The sequence below is a fragment of the Filimonas effusa genome, assembly GCF_004118675.1.
In the GTDB taxonomy this organism is placed as follows: Bacteria; Bacteroidota; Bacteroidia; order Chitinophagales; family Chitinophagaceae; genus Filimonas; species Filimonas effusa.
The window spans coordinates 751,078-776,208 of record NZ_SDHZ01000002.1 but is presented as its reverse complement, the minus strand read 5'-3'; the positions used below and the strand labels follow the sequence as shown (position 1 = coordinate 776,208).

Genomic DNA, 25,131 nt, shown 5'->3' with positions numbered 1-25,131 from the left:
CCAATGGGCCTCTTTTCGTCATTTTATTGCCAGAAATGGGGTATACCCGGTGTAACCTCGTCGAATGTTACATGTAGATACATTAAATTTGCGCAATCATGTTACAAGTTTTGGATATACTGAAAGTAGCGCATAGGAATACTATTGAACCGAGTATGAACTTGTTGCATCTTAAAGAACAACATATTCCCGGCTCCATTCAATATGTGATCAGGAGATATTATGCCCAGCAGAAATGGACGAGTGAAGATACGGGCATGTTGGTATACCATTATAACGACCAGAAACCGGAAGAAAACTTCCTGGAACTGCGTTACTGTACAACGGCGAACAAATATTGCTTCGAGAAAAGCTGTTCCCAGTGTGCAGAATTGCCAACGCAGAATTGCAGCGGCAGCCATGAAACAGTGGACGTTTTCTCGTTCCACTTTTCCGCCACCTTCCTGCATCAGTTTGTACACAATGTAAAACTGGTGAGCCGGAAAGATGAAGTGCTGGCATTCAAGCATCCGCATTCCTTTACCAAGATCTTCCCCGTGTGCAGCCGCAAAAGGGTTTCCCTCGATGCTCTTTTAAATCATAGCTATGCCGGCGCCATGGAAAATATATTTGTGAACGCCAAAGTGCATGAATTGCTGTTGTACAGCCTCGAATGCCTGGTCGACGAAAAAGAAGAAGGCTTTGTTTGTAAGTTCCTGGCCGACGAAACCGGCCGCGAGCGTATTTACCTGGCCCGTGAAATACTGCTTCGTCATATTGGCGATCCCATTACTATCAAAGAACTAAGCCGTAAAGTGGCTATGAACGAATGTTACCTCAAGAAAGGTTTCAAAGAGGTGTTCGGAACTACCATTTTCGATTTTTACCAGCAGCAGCGGATGGAGCATGCCAAATACCTGCTCTATGAGAAAGGATTAAGCGTAACCGATGTTTCAGCAATGCTCGGCTACTCTTCTATCTCGCATTTTTCTGCTGCCTTTAAAAAACATACCGGCTTAAAACCTTGTGAACTGCTGTTTCGCTAGTTCGCGCTTTTGCTGCCTTGAAAACATAACGGCGTAAAACCTTTGCACTGGTTTCGTCGTAGTTTTTACGGCATTAGACTTTGTAACCCAACCAACTGTAGAGCATTAAATCATTAATTGCTCAACAACCCAAAGATGAACAGATCTGTACTTATGGCAGCCGTTGGTATGCTGGCTGCTTTTACATGGCATACCCCTTCGGCCCAGGCCCAGAACCAATCCCTTTCCCAACAGTTTCAACCAGGGAAAAAAGGGGAATTCTATGTTTCCTGGGGATATAACAAAGAATGGTATACGGCAAGCTCCATTCATGTAAAACAACCTTCGCTTGGCAACGACTACAAATTCGTAAAAGTACTGGCAGCAGATAAGCCGGGATGGAATGATGGCCTTTTTACCAAAGCCATCAGCATTCCCCAGTACAACTACCGGGTAGGTTATTTCTTCAAAGACAACTGGGCTTTTGAGATCAACTTCGATCATACCAAATACCAGGTAAAACCCGACCAGCTGCTGCATATCAAAGGCACGCAGAATCACAAGGACGTCGATTATTATATCCCCAACAACGATCCGCAGAAGCTGACTTACCAGTTGAATAATGGGGCTAATTTTCTATTGTTCAACCTTGTTCACCGCAAACAACTGTCTAATTTCAATAGTAAGTGGTTCAATCTTTCGTTGCTGTTGAAAGGTGGTGTGGGCATCGTAATTCCGCACGTAGAGAATACGATTTTCGATCAGTCCAATGATGCGGGCTTCCAGTTTGGCGGTTTTGCGATTGGTGGTGAAGCAGCAGTAAGGGCTACTTTCTTCAAGTACGGTTTCCTCGAATATTGTAACAAGCTGGTAGGCGCCAGGTACTACAACCTGAAAGTCTACGAAGGTAAAGCCAGCCAAACCTTTGGCTGTTACGAAATGATAGCTAATATCGGTGTAAGTGTGCCTTTGAAAAAATAGATGCTGAAACCAGTATAGAAATTTTTATAAACGAGGCCGTATCATAAGTACGATACGGCCTCGTTTTATTCGGGTACCTGATGGAGCCGGGTTCGCGTTTAAGCAATTCTCAGCGGCTATTTTTATTTATGACCCACCCTCTTTTATATTTGAAGGCAAACTGCACATTTTTGCCTTCTGCTTTTCAGCAGCAAGCGATTGCGCCGCTTTTATATTTGAAGGCAATAGGCACAGGGAATGGTTGATTGTTAATTTATTGCGGGTACGATTCCGGGTTTGAGGAGGGTGTGAGGTTAAGTAATTAAAGAAATAGTTTTTCGTTTGTTTCGAATAATTCGAATGTTTCGTATTTTGGCAGTATGAAAACAGTAATGGAAAAGCCTACAAGGGCTGAACAAAAATTTGCGAAGGCAGCAATGAGTGAGTTAGATAAGATGAATGGGAAAAAGAAAATTCCCCGTGTTTATCTTTCTATTCAATCCAGTGTCAGTGAGCAAATGGAAGCTGTAGAAATCCCGCCATATGTTGTTCAGTATTTAAAGTTTTTGTTGGAGAATATGGCTGAAGGTAAAGCGGTACAGGTTTCTCCCATAGAAGCAGAACTAACTACACAGGAAGCTGCCGATTTGCTTGGCGTATCCCGTCCATTCCTGGTAAAATTGTTAGAGCAGGGAAAGATTCCATTTAAAAAAGTGGGGGCACACCGTAGGGTAAGCCTCGAAGATCTTTTACTTTACGAGCATGCTCAGAAAGCTATCCGGGAAAAGCAACTAAACTTTATAGCTTCCCAGGCGCAGGATCTCAATATTGGTTACGAGTTATGAAAGCGATCGGTACGATTGCAGTATTAGATGCGAATGTTTTGTATCCGGCGCCTGTTCGTGACTTATTGCTGAGTTTAGCTGATGCAAGATTGTTTCAGCCTAAATGGTCTAAAATAATACAGAAGGAATGGGTGAATAACCTATTGAAAAACAGACCGGATCTTGTCAGAGAAAATATTGTTCAAACAGTGCAGGCAATGAATATTGCATTTCCGGATGCAGAAGTGACGAGGTTTGCAGAGATAATTAGTGATCTTCAGCTTCCCGATCCTGATGACAGGCATGTACTGGCGGCAGCTATCAAAGCGGAAGCAACACATATCGTTACAGCAAATACAAAAGATTTTCCTTCAAAATATGTTGCTGCTTATAACCTGCAGATTACTCACCCGGATTATTTTGCAAGGGATCTGATCCTTATAGATTTTGATGTTGCTTGCCTCGCGTTTGAAAAAATGATTGCCCGGCTAAGAAAACCACCTCTTAATCGTAATGATGTGCTGGCTATACTTGATAAATGTGGTATGACCAGCTCAGTGAAGCTATTAATGTGATAGCTGTTTGATGCTTTTCAAAATAACCCTCTTCTCTGCATTCCAGAGGTCGTGGCTTTGTTGCATGTTTAGCCAGAATTGGGGCGTAGTGCCGAAGGCTTTGGCAAGACGCAGGGCCATTTCGGCACTTACGCCGGAATGCTGATTAATTAGTAACGATACGGTACGCCGCGCCACCCCGATGTTATCGGCCAGCTCTGTTACACTGATCTCTAATGGATCGAGATACATTTCTTTTAAAATTTCACCCGGGTGAACGGGCGGTAAGCCTCTTTTGAGCATATGCCTCTTTCTTTAATGATAGTCGAGATAATCAACCAAATGTGCATCACCATCTATGAACCGGAAGATAATCCGCCAGTTCCCTGTTACTGAAACCGCCCAATAATCCGCCAGATTTCCTTTCAAGCTATGCAGGCCGGAGCCAGGATAGTTAAGATCTTCGATCATGACTGCGTTATCCAGCATGGTAAGAATATTCCTGATTTTTTTGACCTGCCCCGGCGCCAGCCTGGACGCGTCTCCCCTGGTCCAGAATAGTTTTAAGCCTTTGTGGTGAATGCTTGCTATCATAAAGTTAGTGTAATTGTGACGTGTTATGTTACATGTTACGGTTATTTTTCAAAAAAGGTTAACTTTTAACAAGTAGTCAGTTACCGTTTTGCTGTAGTATTTATACTAAGAAGACATGTTTATGGGGTGAATAGCAAGGGGATATATGTCCGGGACGAATGGTTGGGGGAGGCGTATTATAATAGCTGTCTTTTTAATTATATTTAGTCTTTACAGCGATATGAAGCAAATCATTTGTTGACTGGTAGTGCTTGCCGGGATGTGGCGTGGTAATGCCCGGCAAAATAGTTCCTATACCTGTATACTTGTTGATGAGGAGTACAAAGGAGAGCTCGTAGTGTGGAACAAGCCCGGTGGGAAGGTTTATCAGCGTCTTAAGCAGGACTTCGAAGGACGGCTGCCAGATAATCTTTATAATAAATAGCGATGTTAAGAGTCATACTTTTTCTGTTGATCTGCGTGTCTGGCGCCAGTGAATTGCGGGCGCAGCTAACGCCTTTGTTTAAGGCTGAGGGCGTTTATAGTGATAGCACGGATTGTGGAGGATTAATTGTTCCGCGACTGAATGTCAGAGTCGATTCGAAAGACAGGTTGTTCTATAAGGATAGCCTGGTGTTTACGCCAACCGGAAAGTTTGGCTTCAGCATATACGAATTGGTGAGCGGGAATTACATTGTAGTAAGCGCTATAGACAGCTCATTGTTGGAAAGTTCTGCTATTTATTTGTTTGCAAAAAAAGGATGTCTGGATCTTCAAAGTTGGTGATACGCTAAAATGCTGGCAAAAAGATCTGGAGCATAAGTTTATCCTGGCTATCGATAATGATACGCTTGTTCTCAAAAACGGCAGGAGGCGCAAGTGTATGATATTGTAAGCTTACTCTTATCGATACAAACAAACGGTCCTATATCATTGTGCGATATAGGACCGTTTTGTTTATAAATGTTCCTGTTTGTAAATAGGCGTTACTGCGGCAAACTCTTCTGCGCTGCTTCGATTGTTTTATCGAGGTCTTCTTTTGTAAGGGCGTTGTTCAGGAACCAGCTTTCAAAAGGAGAAGGCGGAAGGTAGATGCCGTTTTGCAGCATGTTGTGGAAGAACTGTTTGAAACGTTCTGTTCCTTCCGCGGCGGCAGAGGCGAAGTCGGTAACCGGCTTGCTGCTGAAATGCACGCTTAACATACTTCCTTTCTGGTTGATCACGTATGGAAGGCCCGAAGCTGCCAGCACTTTGTCGAGGCCATTTTTCAGGTAAACGGTTTTTTCTTCCAGTTCGGTATAGATAGCAGGTTTCTGTTTCAGTTCCTGTAACAGTGTGTAACCTGCTATCATGGCGATAGGGTTACCGCTGAGGGTACCGGCCTGGTATACGTTACCAAGCGGCGCGATATGTTCCATGATCGCTCGTTTACCTCCGAAAGCACCTACAGGCATACCAGCACCTATTACTTTGCCGTAGGTAACCAGGTCGGCATCGATGTTCAGGGTTTGCTGCGCGCCGCCGGCACTGAGGCGGAAGCCGGTCATTACTTCGTCGAAGATGAATACGATGCCTTCTTCGTTACAGAGGGTACGCAGGCCTTCGAGGAAGCCGGGTTGCGGTAATATACAACCCATGTTGCCGGCAACGGGTTCTATGATGATGGCGGCGATCTCGTTTTTATGTGTGGCTACCAGTTCTTTTACTGCTGCCAGATCGTTATAGGGGGCCGTTAAGGTGTCGTTGGCGATACCTGCGGTAACGCCGGGAACGGTTTGTATGTTCAGGGTGGCTACGCCGCTGCCTGCTTTTACCAGGAAGGGATCGGCATGGCCGTGATAACAACCTTCGAATTTGATGAATTTGTTGCGGCCGGTATAACCACGGGCCAGGCGCAGGGCGCTCATACAGGCTTCTGTTCCGCTGTTGACCATACGGATAAGATCAACATTGGGAACCATACTTTTGATGAGCTCTGCGATCTCTATTTCCAGTTCAGTGGGGGTGCCGAATGAGGTGGAGTGTACTGCTTTTTCCTGGATGGCTTTGACTACGGGCTCGTAAGCATGACCCAGGATCATGGGACCCCAGGAGGCGATATAGTCGATGTATTGCTGATCGTCTGCATCATAGAGATAAGCACCTTTGGCGCTTTTCATGAATACGGGTGTGCCGCCAACGCTTTTAAAGGCGCGTACGGGTGAGTTCACGCCGCCGGGAATGCTTTGCTGCGCTCTTTCGAATAGTGTTTTGCTTGATTCGTATCGATACATGTAGAATTGTTGTTTAATGCCTGATTGATTTATCGGCGGGTAACCTGTTCGCGAATACTTTGTTCGTTTACCTGCTCATGCGGTACCGGCTCATGCTGTGCCTGATCATGCTGTACCTTCTCATGCTGTACCGGCTCATGCGGTATCGGCTCATGCTGTACCTGCTCATGCGGTATCGGCTCATGCTGTACCTGCTCATGCGGTACCTGCCTGTTGGGGATACCGCATGCGTTTGTTGTTAACCTGCGATCAAGCGGGCCGCTTCTTTGGCAAAGTAAGTGGAAATAAGGTCTGCTCCTGCACGTTTTATAGAGGTCAGGCTTTCCATGATGGCTTTGTTTTCATCCAGCCAGCCGTTTTGTGAGGCTGCTTTGATCATAGCGTATTCACCGCTTACCTGGTAGGCACTTACGGGAACTTCTACGGTATTCTTTATTTCACGGATGATATCGAGGTAGGCCATGGCAGGTTTTACCATTACAATGTCGGCACCTTCTTCGATGTCCATCAGTGTTTCTTTGATGGCTTCTATACGGTTGGCATAGTTCATCTGGTAGGTTTTTTTGTCGCCGAATCCGGGAGCGCTATCGAGTGCATCGCGGAAGGGGCCGTAGAAGCAGGATGCGTATTTGGCGCTGTACGACATGATGCCTACTTTGGTATAGCCATTTTCTTCCAGCGCCTGGCGCATAGCACCAATACGACCATCCATCATATCGCTGGGAGCCAGGAAGTCGACACCGGCAGCGGCATGGCTCAGGCTCATTTTAACCAGGGCTTCCACTGTTTCGTCGTTTACAATTTCACCGTCTTTTACGATACCGTCGTGGCCGTAGGTGGAGTAAGGATCTAATGCCACGTCGGTCATGATGATCATTTCAGGAACGGCATCTTTGATGGCTTTGATGGTACGTTGCATGAGGCCATCGGGGTTCCATGCTTCTTTACCGGTATTGTCTTTCAGTTCATCTTTACACTTGATGTAGGTATTCACGCATTTGATACCCAGGCTCCAGAGTTCTTTTACTTCTTTTACGGTATTATCGAGCGAATGGCGATAATAACCGGGCATGGAGGGGATTTCGTGTTTTACACCTGTTCCTTCGTCTATAAATAAGGGTGCTATGAAGTCGTTAGGAGTTACAATCGTTTCTGCCACCATACTCCTGATAGAGGCGTTGGTGCGTAATATCCTGTTTCTTCTTTGTATGTACATGTTGCTCTTTTTTACTTTTTTAATTTGTTCCTGCGTGCTTTTATATCCATTCTTTTGGATGGAGGCAGGCTTGCCATAGTTTATCTTCTTCACTGCCTGGAGCGGGCTGGTAGTTGTATTCGAACCTTACGGTTGGGGGCAGGCTCATGAGTATACTCTCTGTTCTGCCATTGGTTTTGAGACCGAAGATGGTACCCCTGTCGTGTATGAGGTTGAATTCTACATAACGTCCGCGACGGATCTCCTGCCAGTGTTTGTGTTCTGCATTGTAAGGACTGTCTTTCCTTTTGTCAACGATGGGGACATAGGCTTGCAGGAAGCTGTTGCCATTGGCTTGCTGAAAGCGGAAAAGGTTTTCGGCAGCTTCATCGTTTTCGGGGCGCAGGTGATCGTAGAATACGCCGCCTATGCCGCGCCGTTCATCGTTGCGGTGGTGGTTGACGAAGTAATTGTCGCATTGCTTTTTGTAAGCGTTGTATAGCTGATCGCCGAAGGGATCGATGGCTTCTTTTAATGTGCGATGAAAATGAATGGCATCTTCTTCGAACAGGTAATAGGGGGTAAGATCGGAGCCGCCGCCGAACCAACGGTCGGCAACGTTGTCCTGGTCATCGTATAACTCGAAGTAGCGCCAGTTGGCGTGGACTGTTGGAACGAAAGGGTTAACGGGATGCAGTACCAGGCTGAGGCCGCAGGCAAACCATTTGGCGCCGTCCATCTTTAAATGGTTACGCATTTTATCGGTTACGTGACCGTATACTACGGAGGTGTTCACGCCACCTTTTTCAAATACATTACCATTGGCGATGATGCGTGTGATGCCTCCGCCGCCGCGGCCTTCGGCTCTTGACCATTCTTCTTCTGCAAAGCGGGCTTTGCCGTCGGCTGCTTCCAGGCCGGCGCAGATGCTGTTCTGCAATCCATGGATATAATCTATCCAGCGTCCCCTGAATGCTTTTGTTGCTGTTTTATATTTTGCTGTATCCATGAAAGCTTGTTATTGTAAAAATGCCAACAAAGGTTGTATGAATTTATCGAAGGCTTCGATATGGGGTAAATGGCCTACGTTGTCGATAGGCACCAGTTTAGCGCCCTTGATCTTTTGCTGTGTAAGCTTGCCTAAGGCCGGGTAATTACCCAGTGTTTTCCTGTCTTCCTCTGAAGCCTGCGCTTTCCCTAAGGCCGTGCGGTCGCGCTGGCCTATGATGAGAAGGGTGGGGGCTTTTATATTTTCAAACTCATAACATACGGGCTGGGTGAAGATCATGTCGTAGGTAAGTGCTGCGTTCCAGGCTATCCGGGCGTATTCCGGGCTTAGCGTCCAGCCGGCCTGTATGTTCACCCATTCGTCGTAGGCGGGCTTCCATTTATTGTCGTAATAGCTTTCCGACTGGTATTTGCGGATGCTGGCGTAGTTCTGCTTCAGTTCATTTTTATACCATGCTTCTACGGGTTGATAGGGTACTTTGAGTTTCCAGTCTTCGAGTCCTATGGGATTTTCGAGGATGAACTTTTCTACTATCTGCGGGTACATCAATGTAAACCGGGTAGCCAGCATGCCACCCATAGAGTGGCCCAATACGCTTGTTTTCGTAATGTGCAGGCTATCGAGTATTGCTTTTGTATTTTGAGCCAGTAACTGGAATGTGTACTGTATATGTTGTGGCTTCGATGATTTGCCGAAACCGATCTGATCGGGTATGATGACGCGGTAACCTGCTGCCAGCAGGGCTTTGGCGGTTGTGGCCCAATAGGCTCCGCCAAAGTTTTTACCATGCAGCAGCATGATGTTATGGCCGTTATAGTTGGCAGGTTGCTCATCCATGTACGCCATCTTCAGTTGTTCGCCCTGGATCTGCAATGAAATGTATTTTACTGCATAGGGATAGGTGTAGTTTTCAAGGCAAAGTCCGAGGGGTTGAACAGGCGTTTGCTGCGCCACGGCTGTTGATGCCGCTGATACCAGTAAGAGCATTGCAGTGAACAATGCCGTTAGTGTTTGCTTCATATTCCTTCCATTTAAATATACAAAAAGGCGCCGGAGGCGCCTGTATTGACTTAATTGGTGTGTTTGTACTGTTTCACCGTATCTACAAACGCCCTGGCGTGATCTACAGGAACATTGGGTAAAATACCATGCCCCAGGTTGGCGATATGTTTGCCCGGGCCGAAATCTGCCAGCATTTGTTTCACTGTTTTCTCAATTTCGGGGATGGGTGATAATAGTCTTGCGGGGTCAAAATTACCCTGTAAAGTAACGCTGTTGCCGGCAAGCTTACGTGCCATTGCAGGTGTGATACACCAGTCGATACCCAAACCGTTCGCCCCGGTTGCCGCCATTTCTTCCAGCGCAAACCAGGCGCCTTTGGCAAATAAGATGGTGAGCACTTCGTCTTTTAATGCTGCAATGATCTGGCGCATGTAACGCAATGAGAAGGTTTCAAAATCGGCGGGACTTAATAAGCCACCCCAGCTATCGAAAAGCTGGATAACATCGGCACCTGCTTTTACCTGTGCTTTCAGGTAGGCAATGGTAGTGTCGGTGATCATTTGCAGGAGCTGGTGGGCCAATTCCGGTTGTGTATAGCAAAATGCTTTTGCTTCATCGAAGGTCTTGGAGCCTTTGCCTTGTACCATATAACATAACAGTGTCCAGGGGGCGCCTGCAAAGCCTATCAATGGCACACGGCCGTTTAATTCTTTTTTGGTAAGACGAAGCGCTTCAAACACATAGCCGAGGGATTCTTCTACGTCAGGAATGCGTAAACGCTCCAGGTCTTTTGCTGTTTTAATAGGATCGGGTAATACTGGTCCCTTGTGTTCTATGAGTTGCACTTCCAATCCCATCGCCTGTGGTACTACCAGTATATCGGAGAAGATGATAGCCGCATCAACGCCTACCTGATCAACAGGTTGTAAAGTGATCTCTGTTGCCAGTTCGGGACGCTGGCAGCGTTCAAAGAAGGAATATTTTTCTCTCAGTTTAATATAGTCGGGAAGATAGCGTCCGGCCTGGCGCATCATCCATACTGGTGTTCTTTCTGTAGCTTCTCCTCTCAGGGTACGTAACAATAAGTCGTTTTGTAGCATGTTTATCGCTTGTTGAAATATTCTATCACTAAATCTATCATGTGTTCTTTACCGGGCCATTCGCTGGTGATAACGGTATTGGCTACGTACGAGCGAATGGTGGCAGCGGTTGTTTTTCCTATGGCGAATAATGGAATATCGGTATGTACCGTGTTTTCGGAGAAAAAGCTGTGTGCAGCGCTGGGACTGAAAAATATTACCGCATCATAATTGATATCTATGGTTTGCGGCGTAAGGATAGTGGTATAGGAAACCACTTCGCGAACTTTGATCTGGTGCGCCTGTAAAGCCTGCGGCAACTCATCGAGGCGCTGATCGCCGCAGAAGAAAACAACTTCTTCGGGTGTTGCAGCTGCATGGCTGATCTTTTCGGCCAGCAGTGCAGCGCTTTTGCCTGTGCCCATCAGGCATTGTTCGCCAAAATACTTCTTCACCAGTTCTTTGGTGATACCGCCGATGCAGTAAATATGCCAATGCGTTGGAATTTGTTCCAGCTGGCTAACCACTGCATCAACAGCATTCATACTGGTGAAAACGATAGTGGCCGGGTTGGCCGCTACTTCTGTTACGGTTTGTTTAAAAACTTCGGTGACAACGGGCTGTGTTTCTATAAAAGAAACAGTGTCTATAACAACTCCGGCTGCTGCCGCTTTTGATAATACCGGCTCTTCTAATGAACGGGTACACAGGATATGTGATTTAACTGCCTGCATGACGAATCTCCTCTACTATTTTATCGGCTCCTCTCGCCAGCAATGTATCAGCAGCTTTTTTTCCTATGGCTTCAATCAGAGCCGGATCGTTGTCCAGCTCTATTTCTTCACTGATCTCTAATTTTTGCTGCCCATTCAGCGAAAGAATATTTCCTGTAAAGCTAAGCAGGTTTTTGTCTATTACCGCCAATGCGCTGATAGGAGTTGAGCAGCCGCCGAATAAAGTGCGGAGAAAATCACGTTCAATGCGGGTACAAAGCGCTGTGTTCGTATCGTGGAGTAAGACGCAGCTTTCCAGTGTGGCATTGTCGTCTTCTCTGCAAACAACCATAATGGCGCCCTGGGCTGCTGCGGGTAACATCCAGTCCAGTTCTATGGATTGTTCGGGACGTTTTTCAATACGTTCCAGTCCCGCCGCGGCAAAAATGGCTCCGTTCCAGTTACTGTCTGCCACCTTTTGCAGGCGTGTATTGACGTTGCCGCGCAGGTTTTCTATGTTGTGACCGGGATAACGGTGCAGCCATTGGGCCTTACGGCGGATACTGCTGGTGGCAATGGTCAGCGGCGGGTAGTTTGCCTGTGCGTTGTAATGCGCAATGGCGTTGGGTAATTCACCTTTATATACCAGCAGGTCTTTGTAAGACGCCCGCTTTAACACAGCTGCCGGAACAATGCCTTTTGCAGGTTGTGTAGGCACATCCTTCATAGAGTGAACGGCCAGGTCTATTCTTTTGCTTAACAAGGCAGCGTCGAGCGTTTTGGTGAAAATACCCTGAACGCCTATTTCATATAAAGGTGTTACCAGGTCTATATCGCCATCGCTTTTAATAAAGACCAGTTCACTGCTGATGCCGTGTGCTGCCAGTTGCTGTTGTACCAGCGTAGCCTGCCAAACAGCCAGCTCACTGTCTCTTGTACCTATTTTAAGTGCTTGATTCATTTTGAAAGATTGAGACGCCCTGTTTAGAGCGGCCCAAAATTAGTTAACGCGTACGGTAAAAAAATCATTGATGGCTTCAATATAAGAACAGCCGGGTAGCTGTTGCCTGCGCATGCGTAAAGCCATATTGTTGATCACCTTTTGCACCATCTCGGAATGTTTGTCTACATCTGAATCTGCAATATGCGGGTGTGTGGCAAGGAATAAACCGCATTGCTGTAATTCCATCAGCTTCTGGCGGGCGGCTTTCAATGCGGGCACGTGCCTGCGCATGCCACACCATTCTACGAATTCTCCGATATGAGTGGTTATGATAGCTTTTGCATGCGGTACTTCTTCAAGCCGCTTTTGCAGGGTTTCGTCATTGATCTTCGACAGGCCGTCTACATTCACCAGGGTGATATGCGGTAATAAACCTGCTGCCGGATCTATATTGTTGGGTATGGAAAGATCTATCAGTATTTTGCTGCCGCTGTTTTCGAGCAGTTGTTTGCTGAAAACAGGACCTTCGGCATGGGTAGCTACTACAACCACATCGGCCTCCGTAACCTGTTGTTCGAGGTCGCTGTACAGCGCGTATTGTAAACCTAATTCGCCTGCCAGTGCCGCTGCCTTTTCGTCGGTACGGTTGATAAGCGTTATACGGCGGCAACCAAGATAATCTACCAGGTTCTTGCAGGTATTACGGCCTATTTTGCCTGTTCCCAGCAATACGATCTTCTTATTGGCAGGTTGGGTAAGCTGTTGTTTCAGGAACTGGATGGCGGCAAATGAAACGGATACAGTGCCACTGCTCAGCTCGGTTTCGCCTTTGATGGCTTTTGATGATTGTAATACGGTATTGTATAAACGTTCGAGGAAAGCGCCTATGAAGCCATATTCTTTCGAGAACTTGATAGCCTGTTTAATCTGCCCTACTATTTCATAGTCGCCCAGGATCTGTGAGTCAAGGCCGGCGCCTACATTAAAAAAATGTTCTATGGCTTCCATCCCGCGCTTCACATATGCCAGTTCGGTAAAATCTTCAATGGAGCCTGTTGTTTGGCTGCATAATAACGCCATCAGGGTTTCTGCATCGGGGGCCAGGCCATAAATTTCGGTACGGTTGCAGGTGCTCAATACAAATAATTCCCTGATTCCTGCCTGCGCAGCTTTGCATAATACCAGCGCATATTGTTCGGGGTTGACAGCAAATTGTCCTCTGATCGACGCGTCTGTCTTTTTGTAGTTAATTCCTGCCGCAAAAAATTGGTTTACATCCATATTCGCTTTCCTACTAATAACCTTTCTTGTGTAGATCGCAAAGGTAACTTCACGAGACGCCATATGTGTATGATCTCAGTCATTCCATTGTCATTTCTCTGTCACATCCTTAGCGAAAAGGCAAAAATCGGTGGTTAAGATATTGTTTGACTAAATTTGCAGCCATTTTTCTCCACATATGCAATTACACAAGAAGAGCGCTGTTATATTGATGAACCTGGGTTCGCCCGATTCTACTGAAGTGAAAGATGTGCGTAAGTACCTCGATGAGTTCCTGATGGATAAAAGGGTGATCAATGCCCCTTATATTTTCCGCGCCATGCTGGTTAAAGGGATCATTGTTCCGTTCCGTGCACCCAAGTCTGCCGAGGCCTACCGCTCTATCTGGTGGAAAGAGGGCTCCCCGCTGATTGTATTAACCAAACAATTACAGGAGGCGGTTCAGGACAAAATGCCTGTGCCTGTTGAGATAGCGATGCGTTATGGCAGTCCCAGCCCTAAAGCGGCTTACGACAGCCTGTTACAGCAGGTGCCTGACCTGGAGGAAGTGGTTCTTTTCCCTCTATATCCGCATTATGCAATGAGCAGTTATGAAACTGCGGTGGAGTATATGAAGGAAGTGAAGGAAAAGTATGGTTATAAGTTTAAATTATCTGTTATACCGCCGTATTATAACCATCCCGAATATATCAATGCACTGGCCGGAAGCATCAAACCTTTCCTGGAGCAGGAATATGATAAAGTGGTGTTCAGTTATCATGGTGTACCTGAGCGGCATATCCGTTTGGGTGATGTAACGGGTTGTCATTGCCTGCAAACGGAAGACTGTTGTACAAAGCCTTCTGTGGCGCATACGCAGTGTTACCGTCATCAGACATTTGAAACAACACGCCTGGTGACAGAAGCGCTGAACCTGCCTAAAGAGAAGGTAGAGCAAACCTTCCAGTCGCGCCTGGGACGGGATAAATGGCTGGAACCCGCTACTGCCAACCGTTTGGCAGAATTACCGGCCGAAGGTGTGAAAAAGATACTGGTAGTATGTCCTGCATTTGTAAGCGACTGCCTGGAAACGCTGGAAGAAATAGCGATGGGTGGCAAGGAGATCTTCGAGCATGCAGGCGGCGAATCGTTTACGCATATTCCCTGTTTAAATGTTCAGCCCCAGTGGGTGGAAACAGTGGTTGATATGTCGTTAAACGCAGCATCCGGAAACTAAATCATCTGCATACATGTTGTACGCTTACCTTAAAGCCCTGCATATTATTTTCGTTGTTACCTGGTTTGCCGGCCTCTTTTACATGCCCCGTCTTTTTATTTATAACATAGAAGCGGGAGAAAAAGAAGAAGCGGCAAAGAATGCATTGCGGCAGCAATTTGGTATTATGATGAAACGCCTCTGGTATGGCATTACATGGCCTTCGGCCATCATTACGCTTATCCTGGGGCCTGTTATCATGTTCCTGAACAACTGGCACCTGATACTGCTGGAACCCGGTGGTTACTGGCTTACCATTAAATTGTTGTTTGTAGTAGTGCTTTATGTTTATTTCTATACTATTCACCTCATTTTTAAGCAACAGATCAACGGGGTGTTTAAATATACTTCGCAGCAATTGCGGATCTGGAATGAAGTGGCAACCATCTTGCTGGTGGCTATTGTGATGCTGGCAACGGTAAAACAAAGCTTAAGCTTCTTGTGGGCATCGGTAGGGTTTATTCTTTTCATTATTGCCATCATGAGCGCCATCAAGATCTACAAGATCCTGAGGATGAAGAAAAGCTGAATTTTACGGGATGAGCCGGCGCCAACCGGGAGGATTTTGCCTGCCAGTTAGCGCAGGTATGTTTGGTGGCTGCCAGGCCTTTGGCTTGCCAGGTTTTAGCGTCCCGCCAGGTTTTGGATCTGCCAGGTTTTGGGCTTGCCAGGTTTTGGACCTGCCAGGTTTTAGCGTCCCGCCAGGTTTTGGATCTGCCAGGTTTTTGGGAAAGCTACGTTCGGGAGAAAAAGTGCTGCCATCAGGGAGCGTTAAGGGGGATCAAGTGCGATGCAAGTGCGATACGAGTGCGATGTTAGTGCGATACAGGTGCGGTTGAGATATACTTATGGTATACCGGTCGTATATCTCAGGTGCTGTTTAGGGGAGCTGATCCGGGCATACAACTTTTGTGTAACAGACAGGAGAGGGTTCATCAATAGAATTGGCTGCCGAGAACCGCTCTAAAGGTGGTAGCTCTTCCTCGGGGGAGGATACCAAATAAAACAAGGGCGTATCGGACTTGCGATACACCCTCTGTTTTGTTGAAACTGCAGGCAGTGCTGATTTCTGCTGCTTATAAGTAATTATGTTGATGGCGGTAACCTGTTGCCGGCGGCTGATGTCTTTGGGATCGGCCAGCGACGGCGGTTGGCAGCTTTTGCCCGGTTTTATATCGCCTGACTGAATAAAGGTTTGTTGGAAGGGGTTGCCTGACTTCTTAATAAATGAAGGTCGAATGACCGGCAGATATTACGGATGAAGTGGCGGCCCAGTTCTGTTACCTCTAATTTTTCTTCGTTCCAGTTCACGAGACCATCGGCTGCGAGCAGCTTCAGTTCGGGGAAGCTGTACTGGCGCAGCAGGTCCAGGTCGGCAGCAGCAAAGGTGGTACGTCCCTGGCAACTGGTTTCTTTAATATATTTTTTAAACGAAATGTCTTCGGTGGTAAGCTCACAGCCTTTGAATATGGGCAATTCATTCTTTTCGATGCGGGCGTAGTAGTCATGAATGGTTTTTTCATTCTGTGCATAGCCTACTCCCGTATCGCTGATGGAGGATACGCCCAAGCCTATGAGTATATTGGAGTTTTGTGTAGTATACCCCATGAAGTTCCTGTGTAAACGGCCTTCTTCCCATGCTTTATAGAGGTCGTCTGCTGGCAATGAAAAGTGATCCATGCCTATATCGCGGTATCCTTTTTCTACCAGCCTGTTCTTGCCCTGCTGGTACAACAGTAGTTTCATGGGGGCTGTTGGAAGATCGGCTTCTGTAAACAGGCGTTGCGCCTTGCTGGTCCACGGAACATGCGCATAACTGTAAAAGGCGATACGGTCGGGTTGCAGGTCTATCGATTGCCTGATCGTGTGGTCGATGCTTTCGAGTGTCTGGAATGGCAGTCCATAGATAAGATCGAAGTTTACCGAGTGATAGCCGATAGCGCGTGCCTGTTCTGTAACACGTTTTACATTTTCAAAAGGCTGGATGCGGTTGATGGCGCGTTGTACGCGCGCATCATGATCCTGTACGCCATAACTAACACGGCGGAATCCCAGGTCGTACAAACATTGTAAATGTGCTTCTGTGGTATTATTGGGATGGCCTTCGAAACTGAAATCATGTTCGGGATGTATGATGGCGTCCTTTAAAATGCCTTGCAGTAATGTCCGGAGATTTTCGGGAGAGAAGAAGGTGGGGGTGCCTCCACCGAGGTGTAACTCCCTGATAATGGGCTTACTGTTTATCTGCTCCAGGTAAAGCGCCCATTCTTTCAGCAGGGCTTCGATATAGGGAGACTCTACCTTATGATTTGTTGTGATTTTTTTATTGCAACCGCAATAGGTGCATAATACTTCACAAAAAGGTAAATGCAGGTATAAACTGAGGCCGTTTGTATGATTTTGCTCACCGAACTGCTGCCCGAAGGATTGAAGCCATGGGCCTGCGGCAGTCATCTCTTTCCAGAAAGGAACGGTGGGATAACTGGTATATCGTGGCGCAGGCACATTATACTTGTGCAAAAGAGAAACGGGGACGGTCATACTGATGATTTCTATCGCAAAATTACCAGTATCACCGCCCCCGGGCAATGACGTTCGTCACTACGCAACAGGTACCTTAACCGCCTGGCGCGCCAGCAGCTTCCATTCGCCTTTCACTTTATGCCATACCAGCAGAATGTAGAGATCTACGGTGCCGGGTGCTTTTCCTTTATCGTTGGTATGTGCAAACAAACGATGACGTACAATGGCTGTACTGCCTTCAACGGCGATTGTTTGGTCCGTTAATTTTATATCTACAAAATCTGAATTGCCATTGGTAAGATTCTCAACAAACAAGGTTTTGTCTTCTATTTTCCCGTTCGAATGTCCGTAGGTAAGTTTATTGTCGGCCAGCTTTTCCAGTGCAGCTTTGCTTCCATCTACCATTGCTTTACGCATGTTTTCTACGGCAGCTGTTACAGCCTGCTCGTCTTTCGTTTGTGCCATTGATTGAAGTGCCATTGTGCTTAAGATGAGAATTACGAATAATTGTTTCATATGTATGTAATGTAGCTTTTTGAAAGGCTGTATGAAAGATCCTGCCTGCATCGATGCATGTGGTTGCAGATCATTCATATTACTAATTTAGGAAATGCAAATTAAGTAAACACCTACAATTAAGGCTTGCTCACCGTTCATTTAGGTGGAATAGTCAATTCTTTTTAATTTTAACAATACGTATTAACTCCCATTACTATGTTCAGTAAACCAATTCGTACTATTTTGATAGTTCTGATGGTAATGCCGCTTGCCGTTATTGCGCAAAAGGAAACTACCTATGTTTATTATAATGCATTGTGGAAGCCCACGATAAAGGACTCCGCTGCTTTTTACACAAAGCTTTACTGGCAGGGCCAATTGCTTCATAAAGAACTTTATCGTGCCGACAGCAGTGTGCTCCTCATGTCGGGCAGTTATCTCGACTCAGCAGCTACTATTGAACAGGGATATGTGAAACGTTACAGGGGAAGAGCTTTAAGAGATTCTATCCTGTTTGAAAAAGGAGAGCGCCGCGAAGGATGGTTTTTTTATCCGAGTGGTCATAAAAGGGCCTATTTTCATACAACAGCGCCCGGTAAATATGACGTACAACGCGGATGGGACGAAGACGGTAAAGAGATAACACCATTTGTTGTTTTTCAGCCTGCCAGCTTTCCCGGAGGTGACAGCGCCTGGAAGGCTTACCTGATGCAGGGTTTGGCAACTGGTCAGCCCGTAGAATATACACAAGGCAAGATCAGCGGTAAGGTTCTGGTGATGTTTTCTATACTGCCCGATGGCGCTGTTGGAGATGTGCATGTAAGAACTTCTTCAGGTCAGGATGCGCTCGATAAACATGCAATAGAAGTTATAAAGAACAGTCCGCGCTGGAATCCTGCTATCCAGTTCAATAAAAAAGTACGTTTCTTTCAAAAGCAGGAATTGACTTATGCGAAGATGGAGAACAAAGAGTAAGTATTGGTTTTAGCCGGACTGCAGTACCAGTGTACTTATAAAAGTTTGTCCTTCTGCCGTTTCTATTATCGCTTCTTCCTGGTAAGTGCACCAGGGCAATAAACGTTCTATAAAAGGTCGTGCCATCAGGCGCTGCGGAGTGCTTAGCAGTATAATGGCGCCGGAATGTATAAAGGCGGCAATCACTTTGTATAATTGCTCAAAAGCTTCAGGTTCATAATTGATATCGCTCAGTAATACTACGTCGGCACGTAGTGCGGCTGGCAAATGATTCCAGTCCAGTACTTCGCAGGTCATGTTTGTGAGATGATTGAGTTGTACCGACTGCTTTATTACATCCACTGCTTCGGGCAGGTAGTCGCTGCTGTGCACCTGTTTGGCGTAAGCGGCTGCTACCAGTGAAGGCAGGCCTAACCCTGCTGCAAGTTCCACCACCTGTTTATCCTGGATATAGTGGGCGTGTTTATCGAGAAAGGAAGCCATGGCCAGTGCCGATGGCCATAGTTTGCTCCAGTGTGGGAATGCAATGCCGGCGTCCCTGCTTTTACTTTCGTAGTAGGCAGCTTTAACCTGTTCCGCATCCGGGAGCCATAGATGTACATTTGTATGTTGATAGTTGAGTGTTACCTGCTGCATATGCTTGCGCTCAAAGAACGGCAAGTTACGCGCTATCGGCCGGTCTATGCTTCTGTTTCAGGTAAAAAATGCGTTTGGCTGCCATTCTCAAGTAACTGATCGGCCTCGTCGCGCGGCAGTTCCTGCACGGTGCGCAGCTTTCTTTCAATAGCCCTGGTACGTATGCCGGCCTGTTCTATGACATTTCCTGCTTCCTGGATCTTTTTCTGTGTTTTGTCGAGAATAGCGCCAAAGTTGCCGAATTCGGTCTTCACTGCACCCAGCAGTTGCCATACCTCGCTCGACCGGCGTTCTATTGCCAGGGTCCTGAAGCCCATTTGTAAGCTGTTGAGAATAGCCGAAAGAGTAGTAGGCCCAGTTATGATAACCTTGCATTCGCGTTGTACCTGTTCAAAGAGGCCGGGTGTGCGCAACACTTCGGCATAAAGGCTTTCGAAGGGGAGGAATAGCAGCGCAAAGTCTGTTGTGTTGGGCGGATCAATGTATTTACTGCTGATGTCGCCGGCGCATTTCTTTATGCCTTTTACAAAGCGGCGGCGGTATTCTTCTACCATCTCGCTGTTGGCCTGGTCGTAAGCATCGGTTAACAGTTCAAAATCTTCTCTGGGGAATTTGGAATCTATCGGCATCCACATGGCCTTGTCCTTATCGGCTTTGCCGGGGAGTTTGAGTGCAAACTCAACCAATGCGGACGAGCCTTCTTTTGTTTTTACGTTTTTGGCGTACTGTTCCGGTGTAAGCAGTTGTTCCAGCATGTTTTCGAGCTGGTATTCGCCCAGGATGCCGCGGGTTTTAACATTGCTGAGCACACGTTTCAGATCGCCTACTCCTGTGGCCAGTTGCTGCATATCGCCCAGGCCTTTATGAACCGCTTCGAGGCGTTCGCTTACCAGCTTGAACGATTCGCCCAGGCGTGTTTCCAGTGTTTTCTGCAGTTTTTCATCTACTGTGGCCCGCATCTGGTCCAGTTTCTTTTCGTTGCCCGTTTGAAGCTCACTGATCTTTTTTTCCATCACCTCGCGCATATGATCGAGCCGCGACAAGGTTGACATATGCTGATCGCGTAAGGCAGATGACAGCTCCATGCGTCCCTGCCGGGCCTGTTCGGCTGCTTCCTGGCGGTTGGCGGTTATTTCCTGCTTTACGGCGGCTTCAAGGCGGCTCCATTGCGGCTCCCGGGAGGCTTGTTTGTTCACCATCACCAGCAAAGCGGCGAGCAACGCGATAATGATCAGTAACCCTATGTATATCAATATCATATGTAAAAAATGAGGATGAAAGAAGGATAGCCGCTTTTTTACCCGCTGTTATCCGTTGGTCTATTGTTTGTTCAGCGTCGAAGATAGCACGTATTTAACACGCAGGGCGCTGGTTTCCCTTCATCAAATGCCCTTGTAATTTCTTACCTTTGCAGCCTTTAAATTAGCCCACAGACCGTCTTTTTTTGATTATGAGCAATAAATACCAGGAATTTTCAGGATTAAATCTGCCGAAGATAGAGCAGGATATACTGGCTAAGTGGCAGGAAGGCCAGGCATTTGAGAAGAGCGTGGAATTGAGGAATGGTAAAACGCCGTTCGTGTTTTACGAAGGACCTCCCAGCGCCAACGGTAAGCCTGGTATTCACCACGTCATTTCCCGCACCCTGAAAGACCTGGTATGTCGCTATAAAACCATGCAGGGTTTCCAGGTTAAAAGAAAAGGCGGTTGGGATACCCACGGTCTTCCCGTAGAACTACAGGTTGAAAAAGAGCTGGGCATTACCAAGGAAGATATCGGCAAAAAGATCTCTATTGCCGAGTACAACCAGAAATGCCGCGAAACGGTATTGCGTTACAAGAACGAATGGGACGACCTTACCCGTAAAATGGGCTACTGGGTTGACCTGAACGATCCTTATATCACTTTCGACAACAACTATATAGAATCGCTCTGGTGGCTGCTTAAAAAGCTCTACAACAGGGGATTGCTGTACGAAAGCGTCAGTATTCAGCCTTATTCTCCCGCTGCCGGCACGGGGCTTAGCTCGCACGAGCTGAACCAGCCTGGTACTTACAAGAACGTAAAAGATACCAGCGCCGTTGTCATGTTCAAAGCGGTGGAAAACGACGCAGCCGCTGCCCTGTTCAAAGCAGTGGCAAATGAGGCCAGCAAAGAAGTGTTCTTCATGGCATGGACCACCACACCATGGACTTTACCTTCGAACCTGGGACTTACCGTAGGACCCAACATCGAGTATGTGCTGGTATCTACTTTCAATCCCTATACACATTTACCTGTGAACGTAGTGCTGGCAAAAGCATTACTTTCCAAATACTTCAAGCCCGAAGGCGAGAACGGCGATTTCGCCGGTTATACCCCTGAAACCAAACTCCTGCCCTGGAAAGTGCTGGCGTCGTTTAAAGGAAAAGAACTGGAGAACCTGCGTTACGAGCAGTTGCTTGCTTACGAGGCAAACAGTGCCGCCAATGCGGGTGGCGATCCGTTCCGTATCATCGCAGGCGATTTCGTTACTACCGAAGACGGTACCGGTATCGTTCATACGGCGCCTGCATTTGGTGCAGATGACTTTAAGGTAGGTCAGAAAAACAATATTGGTATCCTGGTAATGGTAGACCGCCAGGGTAAGTTCGTTGACGGTCTTGGAGAATTCAGCAACCGTTACGTTAAGAACTATAAAGATGATGACGGCTATGTTGATGTGAACGTGGATATCTGCGTTAAACTGAAAAAGGAAAACAGGGCCTTCAAAGTGGAAAAATACGAACACAGCTACCCGCATTGCTGGCGTACCGATAAACCGATCCTGTATTATCCGCTGGATGCCTGGTTCATTAAAACCACCGCACTGAAAGATCGTATGGTGGAACTGAACAAGACCATTTACTGGAAACCCAAATCTACCGGTGAAGGCCGTTTCGGTAACTGGCTGGAGAACATGGTTGACTGGAACCTGAGCCGCAGCCGCTATTGGGGTACGCCATTACCTGTTTGGCGTTCCGAAGACGGTGCCGAAGAACTATGTATTGGTTCGGTGGCAGAACTGCAGGCCGAATTCAAAAAAGCCGCCGCCGCCGGGTTGAACAAAGGCATTGAATTGTCTACAGTTGACCTGCACAAGCCTTTCGTTGACGATATCACATTGATCAGCGCCTCCGGCAAACCCATGAAACGGGTTTCCGATCTTATCGACGTTTGGTTCGACTCGGGCGCCATGCCTTATGCGCAATGGCATTTTCCCTTCGAAAACAAGGAGATCTTTGCACAGAACTATCCTGCAGACTTCATCTGCGAAGGCGTTGACCAAACGCGTGGCTGGTTCTATACTTTACATGCGATTGCTTCGCTTGTAAAAGAAGATATTCATGAAGAACTGAAACAGGCTGGTTTCGAGGTAAAAGAACAATATCCCGGCCTGGCTTATAAAACGGTGGTATCGAACGGCCTGGTGCTCGATAAGAATGGCAACAAAATGAGTAAACGCCTCGGTAACGTGGTGAACCCGTTTGAAACCATCGACAACTTTGGCGCCGATGCTACCCGCTGGTACCTGATCACCAACGCCTCTCCGTGGGATAATCTGAAATTTGATATCGAAGGCATTAAAGAAGTGCAACGCAAATTCTTTGGTACCCTCTATAATACCTATCAGTTCTTTGTGCTGTATGCGAATGTGGATGGCTTTGCCTTTAAGGAAGCTTACATTCCGCTGGAAGAACGTCCCGAAATTGACCGCTGGATCCTTTCCTCCCTAAATACACTGGTGAAACAGGCCACTGCGTTTATGGATGATTATGAGCCCACTATGGCCGGACGTGCTATTGAAACCTTCGTGGATGAACATCTGAGTAACTGGTATGTACGTCTTTGCCGCCGCCGTTTCTGGAAGGGTGAGTATGAGGCCGATAAGATCAGCGCCTATCAAACATTGTATGAATGTCTGGAGACGCTGGTGCGCCTGATAGCTCCCGTTTCTCCGTTCTTCAGCGATGCCGTTTTCCGTCAGCTGAATGCGGTGACCTACCGTTTCGATGTTACTTCAGTACACCATGCCAGCTACCCTGTAGCAAATGAGGCAGCGATAGATACCGGCCTTGAAGAAAGAATGCAACTGGCGCAGGATGCCTCCTCACTGGTGCTTTCACTGCGTAAAAAGGTGAATATCAAGGTGCGCCAGCCTTTACAAAAGGTGCTGATACCGGTGCTCAACCCCGAAATGAAAGAACAGCTCGGCAAGGTGGAAGACCTGCTGAAATCGGAAGTGAACGTGAAAGAGATCCAATACCTCACCGAAACCGAGGGAGTGATCAATAAGAAGATAAAAGCGAATTTCAAGACGCTGGGGGCTAAAATGGGAACTAAAATGAAGGCTGTGAGCGCAGCAATCGGCAAATTTTCCCAGCATGATATTGCAAGTATCGAGAAGAGCGGAACTTACACGTTAAACATCGATGGTGAACCAGTAGAACTGGTGCTGGCAGATGTGGAGATCGTGGCCGAAGACATTCCGGGATGGAGTGTAGCGGGCAAAGGCAGTCTTACCGTGGCGCTCGACATCACAATTACGCCCGAATTACAGCAGGAGGGGGATGCCCGCGAGTTTGTAAACCGTATACAAAATATTAGAAAAGAGAGTGGTTTTGATTTAACAGACCGTATATTCGTAAAATTGGTTGATAACGGGACCCTCGGGGAATCCTTAAACAAATTTAAAAACTATATTTGTGCTGAAATTTTGGCAGATGAAATAGAATTCGTGCCTGAATTGCAGGACGGCACTGAAATTGAGGTGAATGACACTTTGCTAAAAGTAAGCGTTAATAAAAAAGGTTAATCGTATGGCTACCAAGAAGAAAGCAGCGAAACCAGCCTCTAAACCCACCAAGTCGGCGAAACCGGCAGCTAAGCCTGCAAAAAAAGCAGCGCCTGCTAAGAAGGTGACGACGCCCGCAACCAAGTCTGCCTCTAAACAGGTCACTAAGCCTGTGAAGAAAGCAGCCCCGGTGAAAAAAGCGGCGGAGAAACCTGTTGTTAAGCCAGCTGCGAAAGCAGAAGACAAAAAAGTGGTAGCAAAGGCCAAAGTTCCTGCAAAAAAGGTAGCAGTTAAACCGACCACCAGTACCCAAACGAAATCGGTAAAACCTGCTACACCTGTAAAACAACCCGCTGCACCCGCTAAAGCTGCTGCTCCTGTAAAAAAAGAAGCAGCAAAACCAACGCCTCAACCGGTAGCTGCGCCACCGGCCCCGGCCGCTTCTCCTAAACCCAAAACTGCTGAGGTAAAACCTACAGCTATTCCAAGGCCTGTACCTAAAAAGGTAGAACCCCTTAAAGAGGTAAAAGTGCCGAAGATTTCTGTAAAAACTAGTGTACCTTATAATCCGGAATACCGGCCATTAGAACAAAGAGAAAATAACCTTAAATCAAACGAACCATTGGTAAGATACAGCGACACAGAGTTGAATGAGTTCAGGGAACTGATCAACAAAAAAATGGAAGCGGCTAAAAAAGAACTGGCTTATCTGCAAGGTCTTATCACCCGTAAAGATGAAATGGGTGGCGACGAAACAGAGAACCGTTATATGACCATGGAAGATGGCAGTATGAGCATGGAGCGCGAGCAGCTCAGCCAGATGGCCAGTCGTCAGATAACCTATGTAGACCATCTGGAGAAAGCCCTTATCCGTATCGAGAACAAAACTTACGGTATTTGCCGTGTAACGGGTAAACTTATCGATAAGGCACGTCTTCGTGCGGTGCCCCATGCAACCCTTAGCCTCGAAGCGAAGCTTGGCCTGGTGAAACCTTCTGCGGAGCAGTAGGGGACCGGATGG

The 25,131-nt window shown here is 46.9% G+C and carries 24 protein-coding genes; 10 read left to right on the top strand and 14 right to left on the bottom strand.

Features of this window, described 5'->3' with window-relative positions; all coding sequences use genetic code 11:
• The first annotated feature begins 98 nt into the window (after window positions 1-98).
• The 4 genes from ESB13_RS14440 (at window position 99) to ESB13_RS14425 (ending at window position 3,363) form a co-directional block, all read left to right on the top strand.
• Window positions 99-1,025, top strand: coding sequence for a helix-turn-helix domain-containing protein (locus tag ESB13_RS14440; protein ID WP_129004354.1), 927 nt, complete (start codon window positions 99-101; stop codon window positions 1,023-1,025).
• Window positions 1,026-1,160: 135 nt separating this feature from the next.
• Window positions 1,161-1,985 carry a hypothetical protein gene (locus ESB13_RS14435; protein WP_129004353.1) on the top strand — a complete coding sequence of 275 codons (825 nt, stop codon included), beginning with the start codon at window positions 1,161-1,163 and terminating at the stop codon, window positions 1,983-1,985.
• 359 nt (window positions 1,986-2,344) lie between these two features.
• Window positions 2,345-2,809: a helix-turn-helix domain-containing protein gene (locus ESB13_RS14430; protein ID WP_220399683.1), complete on the top strand. Its 465-nt coding sequence runs from the start codon at window positions 2,345-2,347 to the stop codon at window positions 2,807-2,809.
• The gene (locus tag ESB13_RS14425; protein WP_129004352.1) at window positions 2,806-3,363 is read left to right on the top strand and encodes a PIN domain-containing protein; all 558 of its coding nucleotides are present in this window, start codon (window positions 2,806-2,808) and stop codon (window positions 3,361-3,363) included. Before ESB13_RS14430 ends, ESB13_RS14425 begins: the two co-directional genes overlap by 4 nt.
• Here the strand turns inward: ESB13_RS14425 and ESB13_RS14420 are convergent.
• Entirely contained in the window at window positions 3,355-3,645 is a 291-nt protein-coding gene (locus ESB13_RS14420) for a HigA family addiction module antitoxin (protein WP_129004351.1), read from the bottom strand. The genes ESB13_RS14425 and ESB13_RS14420 overlap by 9 nt on opposite strands.
• A gap of 12 nt (window positions 3,646-3,657) precedes the next feature.
• Entirely contained in the window at window positions 3,658-3,936 is a 279-nt protein-coding gene (locus tag ESB13_RS14415) for a type II toxin-antitoxin system RelE/ParE family toxin (RefSeq protein ID WP_129004350.1), read from the bottom strand.
• A gap of 426 nt (window positions 3,937-4,362) precedes the next feature.
• Here ESB13_RS14415 and ESB13_RS14410 point away from each other — a divergent pair, with 426 nt between their 5' ends.
• Complete coding sequence (locus ESB13_RS14410) at window positions 4,363-4,701, top strand: hypothetical protein (protein WP_129004349.1); 339 nt, start codon at window positions 4,363-4,365, stop codon at window positions 4,699-4,701.
• A 200-nt stretch (window positions 4,702-4,901) separates the two neighbouring features.
• Here ESB13_RS14410 and hemL read toward each other — a convergent pair whose 3' ends face one another.
• From hemL to hemA, 8 genes are all read right to left on the bottom strand, one after another.
• Window positions 4,902-6,188, bottom strand: a complete 1,287-nt coding sequence (gene hemL / locus ESB13_RS14405; RefSeq protein WP_129004348.1) for a glutamate-1-semialdehyde 2,1-aminomutase — start codon at window positions 6,186-6,188, stop codon at window positions 4,902-4,904.
• A 238-nt stretch (window positions 6,189-6,426) separates the two neighbouring features.
• Window positions 6,427-7,404, bottom strand: a complete 978-nt coding sequence (hemB, locus tag ESB13_RS14395; protein WP_129004347.1) for a porphobilinogen synthase — start codon at window positions 7,402-7,404, stop codon at window positions 6,427-6,429.
• Window positions 7,405-7,444: 40 nt separating this feature from the next.
• Window positions 7,445-8,392 (bottom strand): oxygen-dependent coproporphyrinogen oxidase, encoded by a 948-nt coding sequence (hemF, locus tag ESB13_RS14390; RefSeq protein ID WP_129004346.1) that lies wholly within the window; start codon window positions 8,390-8,392, stop codon window positions 7,445-7,447.
• Window positions 8,393-8,401: 9 nt separating this feature from the next.
• The gene (locus tag ESB13_RS14385) at window positions 8,402-9,412 is read right to left on the bottom strand and encodes an alpha/beta fold hydrolase (protein ID WP_129004345.1); all 1,011 of its coding nucleotides are present in this window, start codon (window positions 9,410-9,412) and stop codon (window positions 8,402-8,404) included.
• A 50-nt stretch (window positions 9,413-9,462) separates the two neighbouring features.
• Complete coding sequence (hemE, locus tag ESB13_RS14380; protein ID WP_129004344.1) at window positions 9,463-10,494, bottom strand: uroporphyrinogen decarboxylase; 1,032 nt, start codon at window positions 10,492-10,494, stop codon at window positions 9,463-9,465.
• 2 nt (window positions 10,495-10,496) lie between these two features.
• The gene (locus ESB13_RS14375; RefSeq protein WP_129004343.1) at window positions 10,497-11,207 is read right to left on the bottom strand and encodes a uroporphyrinogen-III synthase; all 711 of its coding nucleotides are present in this window, start codon (window positions 11,205-11,207) and stop codon (window positions 10,497-10,499) included.
• The gene (hemC, locus tag ESB13_RS14370; protein ID WP_129004342.1) at window positions 11,194-12,147 is read right to left on the bottom strand and encodes a hydroxymethylbilane synthase; all 954 of its coding nucleotides are present in this window, start codon (window positions 12,145-12,147) and stop codon (window positions 11,194-11,196) included. The genes ESB13_RS14375 and hemC overlap by 14 nt, the downstream gene beginning before the upstream one ends.
• 39 nt (window positions 12,148-12,186) lie before the next feature.
• Entirely contained in the window at window positions 12,187-13,410 is a 1,224-nt protein-coding gene (gene hemA, locus ESB13_RS14365; protein ID WP_246022549.1) for a glutamyl-tRNA reductase, read from the bottom strand.
• 178 nt (window positions 13,411-13,588) lie between these two features.
• On the opposite strand from hemA, the gene hemH reads away from it, so the two are divergent.
• Together hemH and ESB13_RS14355 are read left to right on the top strand one after the other, a co-directional pair.
• Window positions 13,589-14,626, top strand: coding sequence for a ferrochelatase (hemH, locus tag ESB13_RS14360; protein WP_129004340.1), 1,038 nt, complete (start codon window positions 13,589-13,591; stop codon window positions 14,624-14,626).
• A 13-nt stretch (window positions 14,627-14,639) separates the two neighbouring features.
• Complete coding sequence (locus tag ESB13_RS14355; RefSeq protein ID WP_129004339.1) at window positions 14,640-15,194, top strand: CopD family protein; 555 nt, start codon at window positions 14,640-14,642, stop codon at window positions 15,192-15,194.
• 641 nt (window positions 15,195-15,835) lie between these two features.
• Here the strand turns inward: ESB13_RS14355 and hemN are convergent.
• Together hemN and ESB13_RS14345 are read right to left on the bottom strand one after the other, a co-directional pair.
• Complete coding sequence (hemN, locus tag ESB13_RS14350; RefSeq protein ID WP_129004338.1) at window positions 15,836-17,206, bottom strand: oxygen-independent coproporphyrinogen III oxidase; 1,371 nt, start codon at window positions 17,204-17,206, stop codon at window positions 15,836-15,838.
• Window positions 17,207-17,266: 60 nt separating this feature from the next.
• Entirely contained in the window at window positions 17,267-17,704 is a 438-nt protein-coding gene (locus ESB13_RS14345; RefSeq protein WP_129005011.1) for a nuclear transport factor 2 family protein, read from the bottom strand.
• 198 nt (window positions 17,705-17,902) lie between these two features.
• Between ESB13_RS14345 and ESB13_RS14340 the strand changes: the two genes are divergently transcribed.
• Window positions 17,903-18,661: an energy transducer TonB gene (locus ESB13_RS14340; protein WP_129004337.1), complete on the top strand. Its 759-nt coding sequence runs from the start codon at window positions 17,903-17,905 to the stop codon at window positions 18,659-18,661.
• A 9-nt stretch (window positions 18,662-18,670) separates the two neighbouring features.
• Here the strand turns inward: ESB13_RS14340 and ESB13_RS14335 are convergent, their stop codons facing one another.
• Together ESB13_RS14335 and ESB13_RS14330 are read right to left on the bottom strand one after the other, a co-directional pair.
• Window positions 18,671-19,297, bottom strand: coding sequence for a class I SAM-dependent methyltransferase (locus tag ESB13_RS14335; RefSeq protein WP_129004336.1), 627 nt, complete (start codon window positions 19,295-19,297; stop codon window positions 18,671-18,673).
• Between the two features lie 44 nt (window positions 19,298-19,341).
• Complete coding sequence (locus ESB13_RS14330) at window positions 19,342-20,556, bottom strand: DNA recombination protein RmuC (RefSeq protein WP_129004335.1); 1,215 nt, start codon at window positions 20,554-20,556, stop codon at window positions 19,342-19,344.
• A gap of 191 nt (window positions 20,557-20,747) precedes the next feature.
• On the opposite strand from ESB13_RS14330, the gene ileS reads away from it, so the two are divergent.
• On the top strand, window positions 20,748-24,131 hold the full coding sequence (ileS, locus tag ESB13_RS14325; protein ID WP_129004334.1) for an isoleucine--tRNA ligase: 3,384 nt from the start codon (window positions 20,748-20,750) through the stop codon (window positions 24,129-24,131).
• A gap of 4 nt (window positions 24,132-24,135) precedes the next feature.
• Complete coding sequence (locus ESB13_RS14320; RefSeq protein WP_129004333.1) at window positions 24,136-25,119, top strand: TraR/DksA family transcriptional regulator; 984 nt, start codon at window positions 24,136-24,138, stop codon at window positions 25,117-25,119.
• Window positions 25,120-25,131 lie beyond the last annotated feature (12 nt).